11 protein-coding genes are annotated in these 18,991 nt (G+C 46.6%); 3 read left to right on the plus strand and 8 right to left on the minus strand.

Features of this window, described 5'->3' with window-relative positions; genetic code table 11:
- The first annotated feature begins 71 nt into the window (after positions 1-71).
- Positions 72-4,535, plus strand: coding sequence for a two-partner secretion domain-containing protein (locus AC0QH1_RS18415; protein ID WP_324632719.1), 4,464 nt, complete (start codon positions 72-74; stop codon positions 4,533-4,535).
- Entirely contained in the window at positions 4,487-7,414 is a 2,928-nt protein-coding gene (locus AC0QH1_RS18420; protein WP_324632720.1) for a CHAT domain-containing protein, read from the plus strand. The genes AC0QH1_RS18415 and AC0QH1_RS18420 overlap by 49 nt, the downstream gene beginning before the upstream one ends.
- 276 nt (positions 7,415-7,690) lie before the next feature.
- Here AC0QH1_RS18420 and AC0QH1_RS18425 read toward each other — a convergent pair whose 3' ends face one another.
- The 6 genes from AC0QH1_RS18425 to AC0QH1_RS18450 form a co-directional block, all read right to left on the minus strand.
- On the minus strand, positions 7,691-8,593 hold the full coding sequence (locus AC0QH1_RS18425; RefSeq protein WP_324632721.1) for a DUF928 domain-containing protein: 903 nt from the start codon (positions 8,591-8,593) through the stop codon (positions 7,691-7,693).
- Positions 8,583-11,009, minus strand: coding sequence for a CHASE2 domain-containing protein (locus AC0QH1_RS18430; protein WP_324632722.1), 2,427 nt, complete (start codon positions 11,007-11,009; stop codon positions 8,583-8,585). Before AC0QH1_RS18430 ends, AC0QH1_RS18425 begins: the two co-directional genes overlap by 11 nt.
- A gap of 252 nt (positions 11,010-11,261) precedes the next feature.
- Complete coding sequence (locus AC0QH1_RS18435) at positions 11,262-13,562, minus strand: CHASE2 domain-containing protein (RefSeq protein ID WP_324632723.1); 2,301 nt, start codon at positions 13,560-13,562, stop codon at positions 11,262-11,264.
- Between the two features lie 19 nt (positions 13,563-13,581).
- The gene (locus tag AC0QH1_RS18440) at positions 13,582-14,805 is read right to left on the minus strand and encodes a DUF1822 family protein (protein WP_324632724.1); all 1,224 of its coding nucleotides are present in this window, start codon (positions 14,803-14,805) and stop codon (positions 13,582-13,584) included.
- A 15-nt stretch (positions 14,806-14,820) separates the two neighbouring features.
- The gene (locus AC0QH1_RS18445; protein ID WP_324632725.1) at positions 14,821-16,359 is read right to left on the minus strand and encodes a hypothetical protein; all 1,539 of its coding nucleotides are present in this window, start codon (positions 16,357-16,359) and stop codon (positions 14,821-14,823) included.
- Positions 16,360-16,482: 123 nt separating this feature from the next.
- Positions 16,483-17,040 (minus strand): type III secretion system chaperone family protein, encoded by a 558-nt coding sequence (locus tag AC0QH1_RS18450; protein WP_324632726.1) that lies wholly within the window; start codon positions 17,038-17,040, stop codon positions 16,483-16,485.
- 622 nt (positions 17,041-17,662) lie between these two features.
- Here AC0QH1_RS18450 and AC0QH1_RS18455 point away from each other — a divergent pair.
- Positions 17,663-17,866: a hypothetical protein gene (locus tag AC0QH1_RS18455; protein ID WP_324632727.1), complete on the plus strand. Its 204-nt coding sequence runs from the start codon at positions 17,663-17,665 to the stop codon at positions 17,864-17,866.
- Between the two features lie 15 nt (positions 17,867-17,881).
- Here AC0QH1_RS18455 and AC0QH1_RS18460 read toward each other — a convergent pair whose 3' ends face one another.
- Both AC0QH1_RS18460 and AC0QH1_RS18465 read right to left on the minus strand, forming a co-directional pair.
- Positions 17,882-18,472: a hypothetical protein gene (locus AC0QH1_RS18460; protein WP_324632728.1), complete on the minus strand. Its 591-nt coding sequence runs from the start codon at positions 18,470-18,472 to the stop codon at positions 17,882-17,884.
- Positions 18,473-18,683: 211 nt separating this feature from the next.
- Positions 18,684-18,965, minus strand: a complete 282-nt coding sequence (locus AC0QH1_RS18465; protein WP_324632730.1) for a hypothetical protein — start codon at positions 18,963-18,965, stop codon at positions 18,684-18,686.
- Positions 18,966-18,991 lie beyond the last annotated feature (26 nt).

Genomic DNA, 18,991 nt, shown 5'->3' on the forward strand with positions numbered 1-18,991 from the left:
GCTAAAGCCGCACGTTCGTTTTTCCTCCCCCGGCTAAAGCACGGGGGTTTCCAAACGTATCGGAGGTTATCATGAAAAAGGGTCTGTACCACGTTTGGAGCTTAGGCAGTCTGACTCTGTGCGGGCTAGCCAGTTGGGAGATAGTGTTTGGCGCGATCGCCCAGGGGCAAATTGTCCCTGATGCCACACTGCCAGTCAATTCTACCGTTACCGAAGAGGGCAACACAGTCACGATTGAAGGGGGCACTGCTGCCGGCACAAATCTGTTTCATAGCTTTACAGAATTTTCTGTATTGCAAAATACCAGAGCGCTGTTTAATGCTAGGCCCGAAATCAGCAATATTTTTAGTCGAGTGACGGGAGGTTCGGTCTCCAATATTAATGGGATTATCGAAGCGAACGGCACAGCCAATCTATTTTTATTAAATCCAAATGGCATCATATTTGGCCCAAACGCTCAACTCAATCTCGGTGGCTCGTTTTTCGCCACGTCAGCCAGTAGCATTCAGTTTGCAGATGGCAGCGAATTTAGCGCGATCGCTCCCCAAAATGCTGGGTTATTAACCGTGAGCGTTCCTGTGGGCTTGCAATTCGGCGCAAATCCAGGAGCGATCGCGGTGAGTAGTTTTGAATTACCCCCAGGATTTCCAGAGGCACAACCCCCAGGAGTAGAACCGTCGCCCGGAGTAGAACCACCGCCCGGAGTAGAACCACCGCCCGGAGTAGAACCCCCGCCCGGAGTAGAACCACCGCCCGGAGTAGAACCACCGTCAGGATTCCAACCCCCGCCAGGATTCCAACCCCCGCCAGGAGTAGAACCGCCGTCAGGCGTAGAACCACCGACATCAGGACCTCCTGAAGAAGCACTACTTCCCCAAGGTTTGCAGGTACAACCCGGAAAAAATATAGCGCTTGTGGGTGGCGATGTTATCCTGGAAACGGGAATTATAACGGCACCGCAAGGACGAATTGAATTAGGCGCAGTTGGTGCAAACAGTGCAGTGAAGCTCGTCGAGAGCCAGAATGGTTTTGCCTTAAATTATTCCGGAGTCGAGAATTTCCAAGACATCCAATTAATTGGTAGATCTCTGGTTAATACGAGTGGAATTGGTGGCGGAACGATTCAGGTGCGAGGCAGAGATGTTTTGGTCGCGCAAGGGTCGGGAATTATCTCGAACACTCAAGGCGATCTAGATGGGGGAGGAATTGCGATCGCAGCAGACAATTTAACCGTGCGAGAGGGAGCGATCGTATCTACAGCAACATTTCGCACAGGACGCGCAGGAGATTTGACGGTTACTGCTAGACAGTTACTTGTTGAAGATTTCGGAGAAATTTCAGCTTCTACTTTTAGAAATGGAAATGGTGGAAATGTAGATGTCTTTGCTGAGGATTCTATCCTAGTTAGACGAGATGGTAGTATATTCGCTCAAGCCAATATACCAGAAGAGAATAGGATGTTGACGCTAGGCGATGGGGAGTTGAAGGGTAATGCCGGAGATGTAAGTGTAACAACCAACCTATTGCGACTGGAAGATGGCGGAGTAATATCCACAACTACCTTTACTGGAGGAAATGCTGGAAATTTAACGGTAAATGCTAATGTTATAGAAGCGATCGGCTTTTCAAGTGCAAGTGGAATACCTCAACCCAGCGGCTTATTTGCAGAAACCCAAGGTACTGGCAATGCAGGAAATTTGTCGATTGATACCGGACGATTGATTATCAACCGCGCACAAATCCGAGCCGAAGCCGCCGAAGGTTCGTCTGGTAACGCCGGAAATCTAATTATCAATGCTTCGGAGTTTGTAGAAGCTAGAGGCGTAATCGATTCAACGGAAGAAACGGAAAATGGGGGGGAATTGAGAATCGATACTCCTGACTTTGTAGAATCTAGAGGCTCAATTGATGAAAAGCCTCCCGCTGGTTTATCCGCATCAACGGGAGGCACCGGAAATGGGGGTAACTTAAGAATAAATACTCCAGAATTGCGAGTGTTAGAAGGGGCAACTGTTTCTGCCAGAAGTCGCAAACACAGTATTGGAAGAGCTGGAGATGTTATCATCAATACTGACTTGGTGGAAGTGGGTGGCAGTTCATTGGCTCAACCCAGTACCATCAGGGCAGAAAGTTTAGGTGAGGGCAGTGCAGGAAACCTTGAGATTAATGCACCCAATATCCGCTTAGATAATGGCCGTTTCAATGCCCAAACTGCAGCAGGCAGCGATGCCAATATTAGAATAACGACCAACGATTTGCGGTTACGCAACAATAGCAGCATCACTACAGATGCAACCCAAGGGACTGCCAGTGGCGGCAATATCACAATCGATACCCAAACTTTAGTGGGTTTAGAAGATAGCGATATTCGCGCCAATGCTGTTGAGGGACGCGGTGGGAATATTACACTCGAAACTGAAGGCGATTTTCGATCGGCTGATAGCCAAATTGATGCGAGTTCAGAATTCGGAATTGATGGGGTTGTGGAAATCCGCCGACCGGAAGTTGACCCCACTCAGGGCTTATTTAACCAGGAACCGGATCCGGTGGAAGCAGGAGGCTTAATCGCTCAGGGATGCGATGTGGATGAGGGGCCAAATGCGAGTAGCTGGTTTGTGGATACGAATCTGGGTGGAGTGCCCTATAACCCAGCAGACCCCCTGCCCGCAGAGGCGATTTGGGACGATTTGCGACCGATCGCCGAAAATTCTGGCAGGGAAACCACCCGATCGCCCCAGTCTGCTGTGAATACCGCCGCCCGATCGCCGATTGTGGAAGCAAAGGGGTGGATTCGCGATCGCAAAGGTAATGTGGTTCTCATCGATGACCCGAATGGCGATCGCACCTATCCCGATTGGCGTCCCCGCCGGGGTTGCGATCGAGAGGTTTCATCCCCCCTCAACCCTCGGTCAATCGCCGCCAAACAACTGGAACTAGATATCCCCCAAACCCTAATCGTTAAACGGTTTGAAGTGGCAGGCAACACCGCAATTACCGCCGAAGAATTGGCCGAGGTACTCGCACCGTTTACCGATCGCCCCCTCGCTTTCGAGGAACTGCTGCAAGCGCGATCGGCAATAACCGACCTTTACGTGCAAAAAGGCTACATCACCTCCGGGGCCTACCTTCCCCTGCAAACCATCCGAAATGGAAACGTAGCGGTCCAAGTCGTCGAAGGTCAGTTAGATGACATAGACATCAAAGTGAGAACGCTGCCTCCCTCCGATTCCGGCAACAATAATGGGGAGCAGAGCGATTCCAATGCCAAGGCAGGACTCAATCGCGCCTACGTGCGGTCGCGCTTAGCGCACATCAGCGAAGTACCCTTCCGCCGCGACGACCTAATCGAGGCATTGCGAAAGCTCGAACTCGACCCGGCGATCGCTCGCATCACCGCCGAACTCTCCCACGGCAACACTCCGGGCACCAATGTGCTATTTGTCAACGTGGAAGAAGCACCCCGTTTCGCATCCCAGATTGTGGTGGATAACAATCGCAATCCGGCAGTGGGAAGTTTTCAACAACAAGGACAATTAGGCTATCGCAATCTATTAGGAATTGGCGATAATTTGAGCCTGGGATACGGGCGCAGTGACGGCGGCAATCGCTGGGATATTAACTATACCGTTCCCATCAATGCGAGTAACGGCACCCTTGCCTTCTCCTACAGTCGCGCCAATGGAGAAATTGTTAGTTCGCCATTTCAAGACTTGGATATCGAATCCGATTCCCAAAATTACGAATTAACCTATCGACAACCGTTGATTTATCGGGTGTTGCCGGAAGAAAACAGCAACAATCTAGATATCAAAGAATTTGCTTTAGGTGTTACCCTATCCCGCAGAGAAAGCCAAAGTTCCATATTAGGAGTAGACTTTCCCCTATCTCTGGGCGCAAACGAAGATGGAGAAACCCGGATTAATGCAGTGCGATTTTTTCAGGAATGGACCCACCGCGAAGCGCGACAGGTTTTTGCCGCGCGATCGCAGTTTAGCCTCGGCATTGATGGGTTGGATACCACCGTCAACGAAAGCGAAGCAGATGCTGGATTTTTCGGGTGGCGTGGCGGCGTGCAGTGGTTGCGACTGCTGGGAAGAGAAACTAAACCCGCCCTATTTTCACCCAGAGTTTTACTGCGTTCGGAGGTTCAGCTTGCCTCTCGGTTAGTGTCACTAGAACAAATCGGTTTTGGAGGACAAAATACAGTGCGCGGCTATCGGCAAGACACCTTGCTCACCGATAGCGGCGCATTTGCTTCCGCAGAGTTGTGGGTTCCCGTTTTGCCATTGGAACAGCATCAAGCAGTGGTGAATTTGATTCCATTTGTGGATGTGGGAACTGGATGGAATAGCGGCGATCGCGAGAATCCCGAAACCAACTTTTTAGCGTCTGTGGGATTGGGATTGGGATTGCAATGGAGCGACAGATTAAGTGCTAGAATAGATTGGGGCATACCGTTAGTTGATATTGATTCGGGGGAAAGCACGTGGCAAGAAAATGGGATTCATTTTTCTATCAGGTTCAACGGATTTTAAAGCGCGGGATGCGAGTGGTGGGTTTGGGAATCGCAGCAGCGATCGCCACCATCAGTCTGCAACTGTTACCGGGAAAAGCTGAAAGAATCCCTCACCCTGGACGGGTGGGGCTACAGGAACAAACCCCGCCTACCCAGGCTGAAACAGCGGGCGATCGCCGCCAGTTTGTGGCGCAAAATTTAGGCGAAAATCCGCTCGAATTGTACAAACAGGGAAGATTTACCGATGCGATCGCCCTGTGGCAGGAACAGTTAGCAGAAGGTGACGACAGCGATCGCGCCTTAGTGCTGAACTATCTGTCATTAGCCTATCAGCAACTTGGCAAATGGGAACAAGCCCAGAGTGCGATCGAACAGAGTCAATCGCTACTAAATGCCCGGGAAGACTCTAATCTCAAATCGCAGCAAATTTTAGCGCGGGTGTTCAGTACCAAAGCGCGTTTATTGCTGGCGCGAGGAGACGCGGAAACTGCGCTACCCCTGTGGCAAAAAGCGGAAGAGATTTATGCCGAATTGGGAGATGAAAAAGGAGCGATCGGTAGCAAAATCAACCAAGCGCAAGCCATGCAAAATTTAGGGCTTTATCGGCGAGCTTTGCAAACTTTATATCGACTAGGGGAACAGATAGAACAACAAATCGATCCAAAGCTACAAGCAACTAGCTATCTTAGCTTAGGCACAACCCTTTATCAAATAGGGGATCTGGATAAATCTAAAGAGTATTTAGAGCGTAGTTGTGAGCTTGCAAAAGAGGATTATCCGAGCATCAGAGTCTCTGCTTTGTTAAGCTTAGGTAATACCAAAAAAGGTTTAGGAAAACGGCGGCGGGAAGAATTGAGTTTTACTCAGGTTGAAGATATTTTTAAGGGTAGAGATAATACTGATTACCTAGGTTTTTACGAAGATTTATTAAACTCATATCGACAAACGGCAATCGAATCGAAGTCTTCGCCCAGGATTCAAGTCCAGACAAGACTCAATGAGTTTAGCTTCTTGGTAGAGACACATCAGTGGTGGGCTGAACAAGCTCAAATGTGGGAAGAGAATTTACCACCGTTTGTGAAAAATGGCAATTCTAGAATGCAGGAATTATGGCCTAAAATTAAACAAGCCTTGCGCGAGCTACCCCCCACGCAAACGGCAGTTCATGCCAGAATTAATTTAGCACAGAATGCGATCGCTTTCAATAAGACGCAGGGAGCGGCAGTTTATTCCCAGTCAGAAATTGCAGAGCTATTGGAGACAGCGAACCAACAGGCAAAAAGCTTAGGCGATATGCGATCGCAAGCTTATGCTTTGGGTTATTTGGGTAAACTGTATTCTGAACAACCAACCCAAAACTTAGAACGAGGGACAAGCTTTACCCAAAAAGCCTTAGAAATAGCGGAGCGGATAGATGCGCCTGACTTAATTTATCAATGGCAAGCGCAGGAAGGGCGAATCTTAAAAGCGCAAGCAGAACGTGGAGATTCGGCAAAGCGTCAGCAGGCGATCGATAAATACACTCAAGCTGTTGATAGCCTCCAGAAAGTCCGTAAAGGATTGCTAGGTATCGATTTTCAACTCATCGATAGCCTGTCTTCCAACCAAAGTGTGAATGCTAATCTTCAGTTTGACTTTCAGGAGCAGGTCGAACCCATCTATCGGGAATTAGTGGATTTGCTTTTGCAGCGATCGGCAGAAGAAACAACCGCTTCCCAGAATAATCTCCAACAAGCACTCACAGTTATTGAATTGCTTCAAGTGGCTGAACTTGAAAACTTTTTGAACTGTCAATTAGAAGGCTCGGAATCTCTTTCTGACGCCCAATCATTGCAGCAAGCTCAGCAGGTTGTCGTGGATAATTTGGCAAAAATCCATAATGAAGACCCGAATGCAGTCATTCTTTATCCCGTTGTATTAAAAAATCGTGTAGAAGTGATACTTTCTTTGGCGGGTGAAGATTTGGAACACGATTCAAATCCTACATTGAGAATCAATTTCACTCATACAATTAATCGGCTAGAATTTAATTTAAAAAAACGAGAAGACAATGTATATGAAATAAAAGAAGATGCACAATCTATTTATGACTTAATAATTGCTCCAATAAAAAATAAGCTGCAGACAAACAACACCTTAGTCTTTCGACTAGATAGCCTGTTGAGAAATATTCCCATGTCAGTTATTTTTGATGGAAAAAACTATTTGTTTCAGAATTATAACATAGCTATAATCCCCCGATTAGAGTGGCGAGATTCTCAAGTTTTGGAAACCCCACAGGTTTTAGCGGGTGGACTGAGCGAACCCCCCGAAGAATTTAACGTCGATAAACTACCTTATGTAGACAACGAACTTAACCAGATTAAAAACATACTACCGACTAAAACTTCAACTTTGCGCGATGGAAGTTTTACTAGCACAAACCTCAAAAATAAAATTGACTTGCCTCCTCGTTTTCCTTTGATTCACCTAGCAACTCATGGTCAGTTCAGTTCCAAACCGGATCGAACATATATTCTGGCTTTTGACAATCGTATTACTATTAATATGCTAGAAAGCTTTCTGAGGACTCGACAACAAGATCCAATTGAACTACTTGTCTTGAGTGCCTGCGAGACAGCTACAGGAGATGGAAAAGCTGCTTTAGGACTTGCTGGAGTAGCTGTGCAAGAAGGCGTGCGTAGTACAATCGGTTCTCTCTGGTTAGTGAACGATCGAGCCACCGCAGATTTAATGGGTAGATTTTATGAAGAATTAATTCAAAAAGGCGAATCCAGAGCTAAAGCATTGAGGGAAGCTCAAAGATATCTTTTGGACAAAAAAACAGAAATTAGTAAACCTTACTACTGGGCACCCTTTGTTTTGGTAGGTAATTGGTTAAATATTTCTCTTCAATAGTCTATTAAACTGCTATTGGATTTTGGAATTAAGGGGCGGATTTCCTGTCTGGTATTACTTACGATGCTTGGGATTAAATACCGCCCCGTTATACCGTTTTCGATAACGATTTTAGAGTCAGTTACCTCCGGCTCCGAGTCAGAGACGCGATTTATCGCGTCTCTACAAGAGGAGGAGTCAGAAAGTCGGAAGCATCTCCAACATTATTTTTGACAAAAGGTATGACAAAAGCGCACTGCTGCGTCCAAACTACTGATGGAGAATGTGCATTGAATCTTATTCTTCCTCTAAGATAACGGGATCGACAAACTGTGCTGAGGTAAGTTTTTCGCGAATTTTTAGTTTCATTTCTTCTGGGTTGTCTTGTGCCTCTATATTGATATCTGACAGAACGTCTTCCATTGCCTCTATATTGATATCTGACAGAACGTCTTCCATGAGCTTATTCCATTGGCTAGTCACCTCATTGTTTTTCATATCCCGAGCGCGCAGTTCAGCTAGAAGGGTCAAGGTATCCTGCCAAATTTCCTCCTCAAAATACAGATTGACTCGTTCTAACTCGGTTTCCGCTAAGTTCAAACTCCGGTCGAGTTCGGGCCGTTCTACTCGTTGCAACCACCCAGAAACCCGCTCGGGTTCAATTCCAGACGAGGAAGAATCACAATTAATATCAAGATACAAGTTCCACTTGTAGTTCTTATCCAATTCTAGCGGTTGCCCGTTTTTCAGGCGAGATGGCAGTTGGATCCTCAGCAGACCAGGAGTTCCAACTATTTGAATATTTCTGGTTTTGTAGACAGGTACATTTTCTGAATCGCTCAGTCTGAACTCGACGGATTTTATATTTTCGGGCTTGTAAGGAACGTAAAAGAATAGAGAAGGAGACTCTTTAGTTGTTTGACTCCAGACTTGGTTCGGTTCTGGTTCTTGGAAAGTAGGTGCTAAGGCAATGAGAGGTATTTCTATTCCACATTCTTGAGTAGTCCGCCGAATGCCTCCACCTACGGTGTTACCCGGCGTCCCATTGTCTGGTGGTGGTGGAAACCTCGAGATAATTATGGGTGGCATTTCGAATGGAATAGGATACGACTGTACTTGAGCAAAACTACTGACACCAACCAGTGCTATAATCGCACTGGAAAGTTGAATCGGCCACCAGACAGATTTTTTACGAACCATGATTGTCACTCCCTAAATATTTACCTAGAAACAAAACTTTTGCACTCTTTTGTCCTCTGAATTGAGAATTAATGTAACCTTCCAAAATTACACCTGTTGCCACTAAAGAGAGTGCGGATGGAACCAGTGGCAAACACCCTGCCATTGTTGAGAAAACGAACGAACATACTCCATATAATACTCCAATTGTCACAATAATACCCAATCGCTGTTGTAGGGGAGAGCGATAGTACCGAATTAGTAGACCTGCCACAAAAGACCAGAAAACAATCCACACAACGTCTCCCCAAAGAGGCCAAAACCAGGGCAAATGCCTTTTCTTTAGTACAGTATCTATTATCTGGCTTGCCATCTGTGCGTGAACAACTACTCCTGACATTTTCTGTGTAGATCGATTACCGAAAGGAGTAGCCAATTTCTCTCTATCCATCACCCCAATTAGAACGATGCGATTTTGAATTTTGTCAGGATCGATATTACCTTTTACCACTTGCTTCAACGGTATTTCATAGGCGAATTGTTTTCGGTTTCGGTAATTGCTTAAAACTTGATGGCCACTGTCATCTATTTTGTAGTAAAAACCCTTTCCTTTCTCCAGTTTAAAAACTACGTCACCAATCATCAAATTACCTTCGCTAGTTTCACCTATCTTCAACAAGCCTTCCTCTGTTTTTAGATGACCGAACATCGAGCCTTCTTCTGTCTCTAAATATTTCTCTAAATAGGTCAGAGCAAGGTAAGCACTTAATGAGTAACTTACGGGACATTTAGACTGGTTTTCTTCTCGTGCCGTTCTTGCTAACAAAAGACGACGAACAAATCCATCGTTGTCTTCAATAATGTTGTTGAATGCTACATAATTTTCGTGATTAGCAGGATGAGGTGGGTGACCATGTGTAATCTTTTTATTTGTTGAATCCTCGTATTGGCAAATGCCAACTATCAGTTCTTTATTTTTATGGAATTGTGCGGTCAGTGCCTCACTGCCAGGAGGCTGGTCTTCAGGTCGTAAAATATCCAAACCGATCGCTAAAGGTTGATGCTGTATTAAGTTCTCCAATGCTTGTGCCAGTGTTTTATCTGTCACGGGAAAATCATCCTCGTCAGTTATTGTAACTATCGAAAACCGATCGTCTGGCCCTTCATCGGGTCGCATCCGCATTAAATGGTCAAATGCCGCCAACTCTAACGGTTGCAATAACCCCATAAAGCGCGCCACCATCACCAAAGTGGTACACAAAAGACTGGCAAATGCGACTTCTCGCAAGGCGACGGGTCGGTGCAAGTCGGCCCAGGTGGGGGGTCGGGTGGCGGGATTCATGCAGGTCACTGGCAACCACTCCACGCCGGGAAGTCGATCGCGCCAATCATCCGCGAGTCGCTCCCGCGCTTTGCGGACTGCCACATACAAGGGTTCGCCTTTTTGGGCGTATTCTATCAGTACGTATTCCAAAAAGGTCTGGGCGAATTCGTTGGGGACTTTTTCCCGCATCGCGATCGCGATCGGCAAATGAAACTCGCTCACCACCTGACGTGCAAATCCCAATCCCAAACAAGAATTTAATATAGCAATCTTTAACCCATTGCCGATCGCTTCTTTCAGGTCGGATTTCATGCGCTCGGGAGTCACCCACTCTTCGCCATTCAGCCGAATTTTTTCCTCCCTATCTTCACTGTTCCCATGTCCGCTAAAAAACAAAATATCCCATTGTTTCTCCCGCAGGCGATCGCGAAATTGTTTCACTCCCGGTTCTTTCATCGGTTGCGGTTCCGCCCCCACCGATCGCAATCCCTTTATCGTTTTCTCGTCTTTATCCAAATTAATCCCGCTGCTATCCCCAAATACCGCTAAAATATTCACATCTTTTCGGCGGCGCGTGGCTAGAGGTTCCTCTATTCCCCGAAATTCTGACGGACTAAAACAGACTTCCCCTCGGTGGTAATTCTCAAATAAGTTCCACTCCGACCAGGGAAACTTCCATAAATTCAAATCCTCGGTTTGAATCAAAACTCGAATATTATCTTGTGGATTTAAGTGAATTTGCACCTTATCCAAAACCTTGCGGAATTCGCGACTTTCCAACCATTCTTTAAAATTGGCTTTCAATCGGTTCGCTGCTGCCTGACATTCTCTCCTGCATTCCGATCGCGATCGCTGCGAAATTTCCGTGGGCAGCTTCACCGCCGAGTTGCGTTTTCTCAATCCCCGAAAGCTTTGTTGATGCAAATTGCATAACTGTTCGTAGCGTTCTTTCCACGCCAAATAGTCCCGATAAATCTCGATCGCCGGCGGTAATTGACCGATGACGCCTCCCTCAATACTGGTGGGCTTGCCATCTTCCCGGATATCCACCAACTCGACTGCGTAACCGCTTTCGAGTTCGCCTTCTACTGCTAGTTTTACGACTTTTACCATAACGGTTTCACTCTACCTTTAGCTGCACTGCGATTGGGTTAGTTTGGCTAGGGCGAGCGGGATGCCCCCCCTATTGCCCTCAGAAACTATCAGCGACTATCGAACAAGGCGTCCGCCAGACAATTGAGAACCTGACAAAATCAATATATTTTTCATTTTACTCCTCCTCACTTAAAAAGTAAATCTTTTTTTTGAACTTTTATCATTTTTTTACAAACCACAGGAGGTGGTTGTCAAACATGACCCCTGCGATTAGGGAAGCCCCTGAAAGTTGATGGAGACCGCCCAGCGTTCGGGCACACTAGACGCGGCGATCGCGCTGGCGCTGGTGGTGACTAAGGCGATCGCGGCAGGAACCAAGGGCAAACAGACCCCTCGAGCCATCGCGCTCACGAAACAGGCACCAAACAGCAAAGCGATCGCCATAATTACCCCCAAATAACGCTCCCTATTTTTCCGGCACTGCCAGACGATCGCGCCGCCGACCCCGGACCACAACCCCACCCACACCACATCTCCCCATAAAGGTAAAAACCACAGTAACGGGCGATCGTCGAGTACCGCACTCACCACTTGACTCACCATCTGCGCGTGCAACACCACCGTGGGAATTTGTTGATTGCGCCCAAAACCATACGGTGTCGAAAAAGTATTCCCCACACTAGGGGCAGTATAACCAATCAGCACGATCCGATTTGCGATCGCATCCGATTGGATTTCATCATTTAAAATCTCAGTCAAGCTAACTTGAGGTGCAACTTGCTCCCGATTGCGGTAATTGAGCAATAGCTGTTCTCCTTTAGTATCGAGGCGCGCGTAAAATCCACGCCGATTGGCCAAGCGCGGCCCAAGCTTTTTACCCCACTGCCCGCCGTCCACCGCAAAGGGAGAATCGATTTCCCGATCCTGGAAGTATTGGTGAGCGAGTTTGGTGCTAAATGCCTGCGATATAGAACATTCTCTACCCGGGTTTTCCAGGCTCACCAGATGACGGCGCACGATTCCATCCGCATCCACAACAATCTTGCTAAATCCCACCCGATTCTTGAGACTGCGCGGTGGAGGAGAAATCGCGATGCTGTCTGGGTCGTCGCGATCGCCGGGTTGGCAAATCGTCACCAGGCGATCGTTGCGATGCAAGTGAGTGGAGAATTCGGGATAACCCGGGTTCTGGGGACGATTGCGAAACAAATCCAATCCCACAGCGGTGGGTTTATATTCCATCAGTTTATCGAGTACCTGAGTCAAGGTGCGATCGCTGACGGGATATTCCCCCGAGTTTTGGATATCTCGTTCCGTAATCGCCACCACTAACAGGCGGTTATCCGGTTCTTCTGGCGGTCGCATCCGCATCATGCTATCAAAAGCCGCCAGTTCCCACCCTTGCAGCATGCCTAGCATTCTAGCGCACATCACCAACACCGTACAAACCATACTTGCCACCGCCACTTGTTTAGGGGTAACTCCTCCATACAATTGCCTCCATGACGGTAATTTTTTAGTGGGATTCTGAAAAACGCTCAGCAACCAATCAACATTCGGGAGTTTTTCGCGCCATTCATCCGCGAGTCGGTCGCGCGCTTTCCGAATTGCCACATACAACGAGTGCTTTCGCATGGCATATTCCACCATAAAATAGTGAAAAAACTCGCGTATAAATTCTTCGGGAACGGGATAGCGCACTGCAATTGCGGTTGACATCTGATGCTCTACGACTAACTGCCTCCCTACCTCTATACCATTTTTCCCATTCACGATCGCCAACTTCAATCCATTATCAACGGCAGTTTTTAAACTATTGTGAAAAGAGGCTAAATTCACCGTTTGCCACTCCAGGGTTTCCCCCTCGGATTCGCCACTTTTGTCAATCAACAAAATATCCCACGACCCATCCCACAGGCGATCGCGCACTTGTCTCGGGAACGGGTCTTGGAGATATTCCGTTTCAGCATCCACCCTGTCCCACCGAGTCTCATCCTGAAAATCCGCCAGTTTTTCTGGTGAGTTAGGCGCGCTAACAACAGCTAAAATACTGACAGCATTTTTGCCATTTTTCCCCACCGATGTTTCTTGGCCTCTAAACTCCGTAAAGCTCCATCCCACTTCCGCATAGCGATAATCTTCAAAAAAATCCCACGTATTCCAAGGCAAATCTGACAATCGCTCGTCATCGCTTTTAATCAAAAACCGGATGTAGTCTTTCTTGCTTAAATTTGTCCTCAAACTATTTTCGATTTTGTGAAAACCGCCAAAGTCCAACCACTGGTTAAAACTCTCCTTGACGGTTTCAGCCGCTTCTTGGCAAGCGATGACACTCTTACCCGAGGAGGATGCGACTGGTTTGTTTAATACCCGCACCAACTCATCGAGTTTTTCGTATTTGTCCCACCAATCTCGATAATCTTGAAACAGGGAATAAGCATGAGGCAAATTTCCCGTCACCCCCTCTGCCAAGGTGCGTCCCTGTTCTCCTTCTTCCTTAATTTCCACCAATTCAACATCATAGCCAAACTGGGAATCGTATTCGAGTAATAGCTTTACCACTTTTTCCATCCTTTTTTCTCCCCCGAATTTAACCCTCGAACGAATAAATTGCAGCCACTTCTCCCAAGGCGACCTCGAGGGTAAACTGGGTTCCAGGTTCGGCGCAAAATGGTTCGGCGAAATGAATGCCTTCGCTTTCCTCACTGGCTATCACCCTCTCGAAAATTTCTCCCTCATCATCGATGACCATTAATTGGATACCTTCGGGCAGATAATCTCCATCATCCCTATCGGAAACTGGACGCAGTTGCGGTAGAATCCAAGTCATTCCATTCGGCTCTTTTTCTAGAGTTATAATCAGCGCTACTTCATATGTTCGCGAGGGGGTTGCCAACTCAATTCGTTTGACAACGCGAGATTCTTCGACGCTCTCGCTTGTCATCAAACGCCATCCATAATTGACAGAATTGTTGGGGAAGATATCCTCATAAAGTTGCCATCCTGCCGCTTGCAATTCGGCGATCGCCTGGGCCGTCATCTGTGCCCAGTAATTGATGTTAAGTAAAGGTTGCCATTCTCCTACCCGTCGCAGAAATAGTTCGTTTTGCCATTCTGGATTGCCCAGCAATGCGCCCCATTGTGCGAATGGCACTTCAAGACGAGGAGAATAGGATGTGGGTTCTCCCAGTTGCTCTAATAAATGGCGAACGCGATCGCGGTTCAATTCAGGTAAATCACTCACTTGCGGTTTCCCTTCGGGGCACACTTCCCGCCCCACCCACAGCACATTCATGCTTTCCCACAACGCTTCGCGGTTCAGGGAATAATAACGCTGAATTGAATGATACTCCCCTTGTTGGATTTGGTTATAGGTGGCAAATCCCCAAAAGCGCATCCAGCAGCGATCGTCTTCTAATTTCATCTGGACAGCTAGATAGTAATCCCCAACCCAGTTGGGAATATCCACCCATTCTTGAGGAACGCAAAGGGTTTCTATATCGGTGCTTTCACTGGGAATTAAGACCAATCGATGTTCCCCAACTGCGATCGAAGAACCGTTGGTAAATTCCCAACTTCGCGGTAATTCACCCTCGGTGGGAAAGGTTAACCCTGCATCGGGTAAATCCGGTTGCTGGTTTATCCACTCGATGAATCCATGCAAGCACAGATAATTCACGTAAGCATTCCAACGGGAGGCATCATTGGAATAATGCTGCACTCGCCGCCATGCTGCTGCTTGCGTTTCCGGGTTTAATTCTATCCACAGGTGTTTGGTATTGACGGTCATTACAGAGGATAATGTATAGTACATTCTGCCACTCCTAGTTTACTTGAAAGAACGATCGTAAAATCGATGCAGCCACTTTTCGACAAATTCTCCGACTTTTTTGCGTTCGGGTTCTAAAGAGACTTCTAAATTGACTTGAATCCAGGCAATCACCGCATCTTTTAATTGGCTACAGGCATTTTTAATCCGTTTTTTGGCAAGGTGAGGAGTTTCGTTCAGCTCTTCTGCAATGTCCTCTACCTCAATCTCTTGGCCGTACAATTGTGTTAAGGCAATTTGGTTGCGATCGCCCAACTTATGCCATCCCGTTTTCAGTACCGGGTCGAGTTGGGTTTGATAGTGCTGCTGCAACCAAGCTACCACATACTCTTCCAACTCCGATACTTTTTTCAAGTCCATCTGCAAATCGGTTTTCACCCATTCAGCAATTCCTTGCAGCAGGTCTCGCTGACACTTTTTGTAACACCGAGAAACGTTAGATTGGTGTAGACTGATTTTCTGACCAATCCGTTTGCCGCTCAAGCCAAATCCATAGCGCAAAAACAAAATCACTCTATTTTTAGGCATTGCCTCAATTTTTTGCAATGATTCTAGCATAATTTTGGTGAAGTATGCCAGATATTTTTCCAGCTCTTTTGAAAAAGATTCTTCCTCGATCGCCTCTAGAGGTTCTTGAGACAGTAAATTTTCGGTCAAGGACAAATTTTCGAGTTGAGAGGGGTTCTCATAGCTATCGAAGTAACAGATTTTGGGCGAAGCTTGCAAAGCGTTTACGCAGGTGCGGATCCAGCTTTCAAATTTCTCTGCCGTCACGGGATGGCGATCGCCTTTTTCTGTTTGCTCGAGATAGTGCCTATTGTAGTAATTCGCCGCTTCTTGATAGTGCTGCGGTTTAGGTTCGCGCCATTCTTTACCGGATTTGCTATACACCTGAAACAAACAGGCTCTAGCATGAAGGCAGGAATCGAGCAAAGAAGGATTCGTGATGCCAAAACTTGTTAAGCCTCGTTGCAGCTTGCGATCGCTAGCCGATTTCAAAGCATACCATTGCGAATACTTGCCCTGACCGGTTTGTGCATGAAAAACTTCTCGAATTTGGCTGGCAAGCTCCAATTGAAAATGTTTTTCTAAGCTGTAAGAGGAATCTGGTTGGTAGCGTTGGTAAAACTGGCATATCTTATCCGTGTCGCTGGTCAAGCACCCGGAAATATAAAGCAATCGGTCGCGAGTTTCTTGAGGAAAATTGGGATTGCGAAACGCATGATAGCGATTGGTCACCGCCCGGTAGCGAGGGCTTTCTAAATAAGCAGCAATATGCTGTCTCGCCAGTTGGCGAACCGGTGGCGGACTGTCCTCGCAATTCCAAAGTTTCAGAAAGTATTCGACGATCGCTTTTTCATCCTTAGATTCGCACCAGCGATGAAATTCCATACTCTGCTGTTGCAAGCATCGGAAATTCGCTTCTAAAGCGCGATCGCTCACCCAACGCGATCCCCCCAATCCAGTTTCGCCTATGAAAGCAAAACTGGAAAACTTTTGGCGTAAATCGTTTCGGGATGGAAGTCGAAGATCGGACATAGGATTGACGTAGTGGTAAAGCATTCCCCAAAAATCGATATCGGTAGATTTTAGCCATTGCAAGCGCTCAACTGAACGCTTATTTATCGTGATAGATGCAATCCCCGATGCTCGAACGATGATTTAAGTTGACGGCAATTTCTCTTGCTTTCGACGCATTAGAGCCGACTCTAAGGCCCTGAGGCTTCCCTGGGGCGCACGTTCCTGAACGAAGAGCAATAGTTTCTCACCTATTTCCAAGTCGTAGGGATCCGTTCCAGTCGCCATCACCGCCTGAATTCGCGGCATAGCCACGCGATCGACCAACTGCACGAAACCACTGAGAATGCGAGAAAACTGCGCTTGGGTAAGGGGTGCGTCTTCCAGGGGCAACTCGATGGATGCTCTAACTTCCCCATCGATCGCGTCGTATTCCCATTTCAGCATTTTGGTACGCCAGGAAAGAGAGAGTAAAGTCCGAAAAATCAATTCCCGGTGGGGATGTTGCGCTACCCCTGACAGGAGGCGCGGCGCGTAAATTTGAAAAAATTTACCCTCCTCGAGCAACTCGATAGTGATGCAGAAGCGTTCCACATGCTGAGCCTTGACCCTGGTGTGGATCCGCGACTGGGAGCGATCGATTTGATACCGCCACTGAACGTTGTCTAGATATTGCGCGATTTGCGCGAGACTCGTCGCCATTGCACTCCTTCCGATTCAACTGACACTGGCGTATTAGGATCGGAGTTGAAAAGTTATGCGCGATTTTGGCCAAAAAAATTTTTTTCCAGGTTTCGTCAGCACCTCAAACCCCTGCAGTATCGAGGTTATAGAATTTTTTTCACGAAAATTATGCAACTCGAGGGGGCAAGGGTTTTCCAATCGCCATTCAAGGGGTGGGGCTTCATTCGTTCAACAAAATCATAGACAGTCTTAGACAAACGTTGACAATTCGCTTTGATGTTATGCGAACCTCGCAAAGTAACGAGAGTGTTCATCGTCTGAGGGGTCAACCCGTTTATGTGGGGGATGGGATTAAAGTCAGTAAGGAAGGTAAAAAAATGCCTGCGGTCAAAAAATTACATTAAGAATCAGAAAATATAACCAAGCCCCACTGGATACGGGGTCATTATTTTGGAGCTATTACTCTACTGCTGGAGGCTGGTTCTTGTTGCTTTGCAGTTCCTGTTAATTTAGAACTACAAGATGGGGTGAAAGTCACTGATGCTCTGCGAAGATTGGGGGAAACGATCGGTAAGTGAATCTCTCGCCTACCCAGCGTTAATTCGTCGGCGATCGCCCCATAGCCATAGCCCCTTATTCTTTGCATCATTCTCTTCCTTGCAACACCCAGTTTAAAAGGCGCTTCGTGCAACAGTTTTCGCCAGCGATCGCCAGCTTTGAGCTGGGGATTTGGGTGAGAAATGAAGCGACGGCTGCTTTGAATGTATTTCTGACCGGATTGAAAACTTTCTCCGATCGCATTGCGGCAATCTATCGGTTAAAAGCCGCTTTAATACAACATTAATTTTTCTATCTTTTTTTACTTCAAATAAATCAACCAGGTATTTTCTTTTTTCTCTATTACAATCCCATCAATCCTATGCAATACATCTAAAAGTGTGACTCCTGGATAGTATGACCGTAATGCACTTCTGATGGGCTGTTTGTATATTCTTGAAAAAGTCTGTGAAAGTTCATCTTTCATGGTATATTCTTTATCTCGATCGCGAGTTAAGAGTTGTACTATATTGTGCAATGCTTCTTTAAAGTCCTCTGGATATTCTAACTGTTTGGGAGTAAAATCAACAGGAATTGAATCTACTGTTTTACGTTTTTTAATGTGATGAGTTTTCTTGAGAGTCTTTTTATTGGTATTTTGCCCTAGGCTTGGGTTAATATTGGCTGATTTTGTATGAGGGAGCCAATCGGTTACAGTGACGTAAAAGTCATTATAATTAGGAGTTCTGCAGATTCTAAAATCAGAATTTGCATAAAAAAACTCTCGGTTTAAATCAAATCCATGCTCCCCACATTTTTGAGCTAACAAAGAATATTTTACCCAAGAATTGCCAGTTTTTTGATATTTTTTCTGTATGAGTTTTTTTATGATACTGACGTTAATCATGGTCATAAGTGAAAGAAAGACTACAAACAGAACAAAACTGTGCCACAGTATGTCTGGAACTGAGGTCTAACCGAAAGAGCGGGTCGATACCCATCTGTACTCTAACACAGTAAACTGGACAAGCGGTTGAGCAATTGGTGAATCCCAGTCACGTATCGAAGGAGACGGTTTTGCTGGGGTTTGCGCTGAAGTTGCAATGGGTGTGGAGTGAAGGGCATTAAATCTTGCGATCGCCCGTAGCGGCGGGAAGTGGTGTTGTTGGAACGCACAGCAACTTAGGGCACAAATCCCCTTTCTGCCTATAAAAGTTAATGATGCTGCGGTTATCTACTTTTTTGTAACCACAGGTCGAAGCCGCACAGCTTATGGGTTGGCAAAAAGGAATCAAATAAGGAAAACGGCGGGTGGTGGAAAAGGCGCGTTCTGCAAGTTTCAAGAGATAGTCTTTGCGCCCATTTTCGCTGGCGATATCCACAACCAGCAGGGTATGAGTACCCACGGGATTCCCATAGTGTTGATGGGTTT

It is taken from the genome of Phormidium sp. CCY1219 (assembly GCF_055795085.1).

Excerpts from the sequence above, each read along its gene's own strand:
- AC0QH1_RS18415 (WP_324632719.1), top strand. The coding sequence starts at position 72 with ATGAAAAAGGGTCTGTACCACGTTTGGAGCTTAGGCAGTCTGACTCTG.
- AC0QH1_RS18425 (WP_324632721.1), bottom strand. The coding sequence starts at position 8,593 with ATGGTTCGTAAAAAATCTGTCTGGTGGCCGATTCAACTTTCCAGTGCG.
- AC0QH1_RS18430 (WP_324632722.1), bottom strand. The coding sequence starts at position 11,009 with ATGGTAAAAGTCGTAAAACTAGCAGTAGAAGGCGAACTCGAAAGCGGT.
- AC0QH1_RS18435 (WP_324632723.1), bottom strand. The coding sequence starts at position 13,562 with ATGGAAAAAGTGGTAAAGCTATTACTCGAATACGATTCCCAGTTTGGC.
- AC0QH1_RS18440 (WP_324632724.1), bottom strand. The coding sequence starts at position 14,805 with ATGTACTATACATTATCCTCTGTAATGACCGTCAATACCAAACACCTG.
- AC0QH1_RS18445 (WP_324632725.1), bottom strand. The coding sequence starts at position 16,359 with ATGTCCGATCTTCGACTTCCATCCCGAAACGATTTACGCCAAAAGTTT.
- AC0QH1_RS18450 (WP_324632726.1), bottom strand. The coding sequence starts at position 17,040 with ATGGCGACGAGTCTCGCGCAAATCGCGCAATATCTAGACAACGTTCAG.
- AC0QH1_RS18460 (WP_324632728.1), bottom strand. The coding sequence starts at position 18,472 with ATGACCATGATTAACGTCAGTATCATAAAAAAACTCATACAGAAAAAA.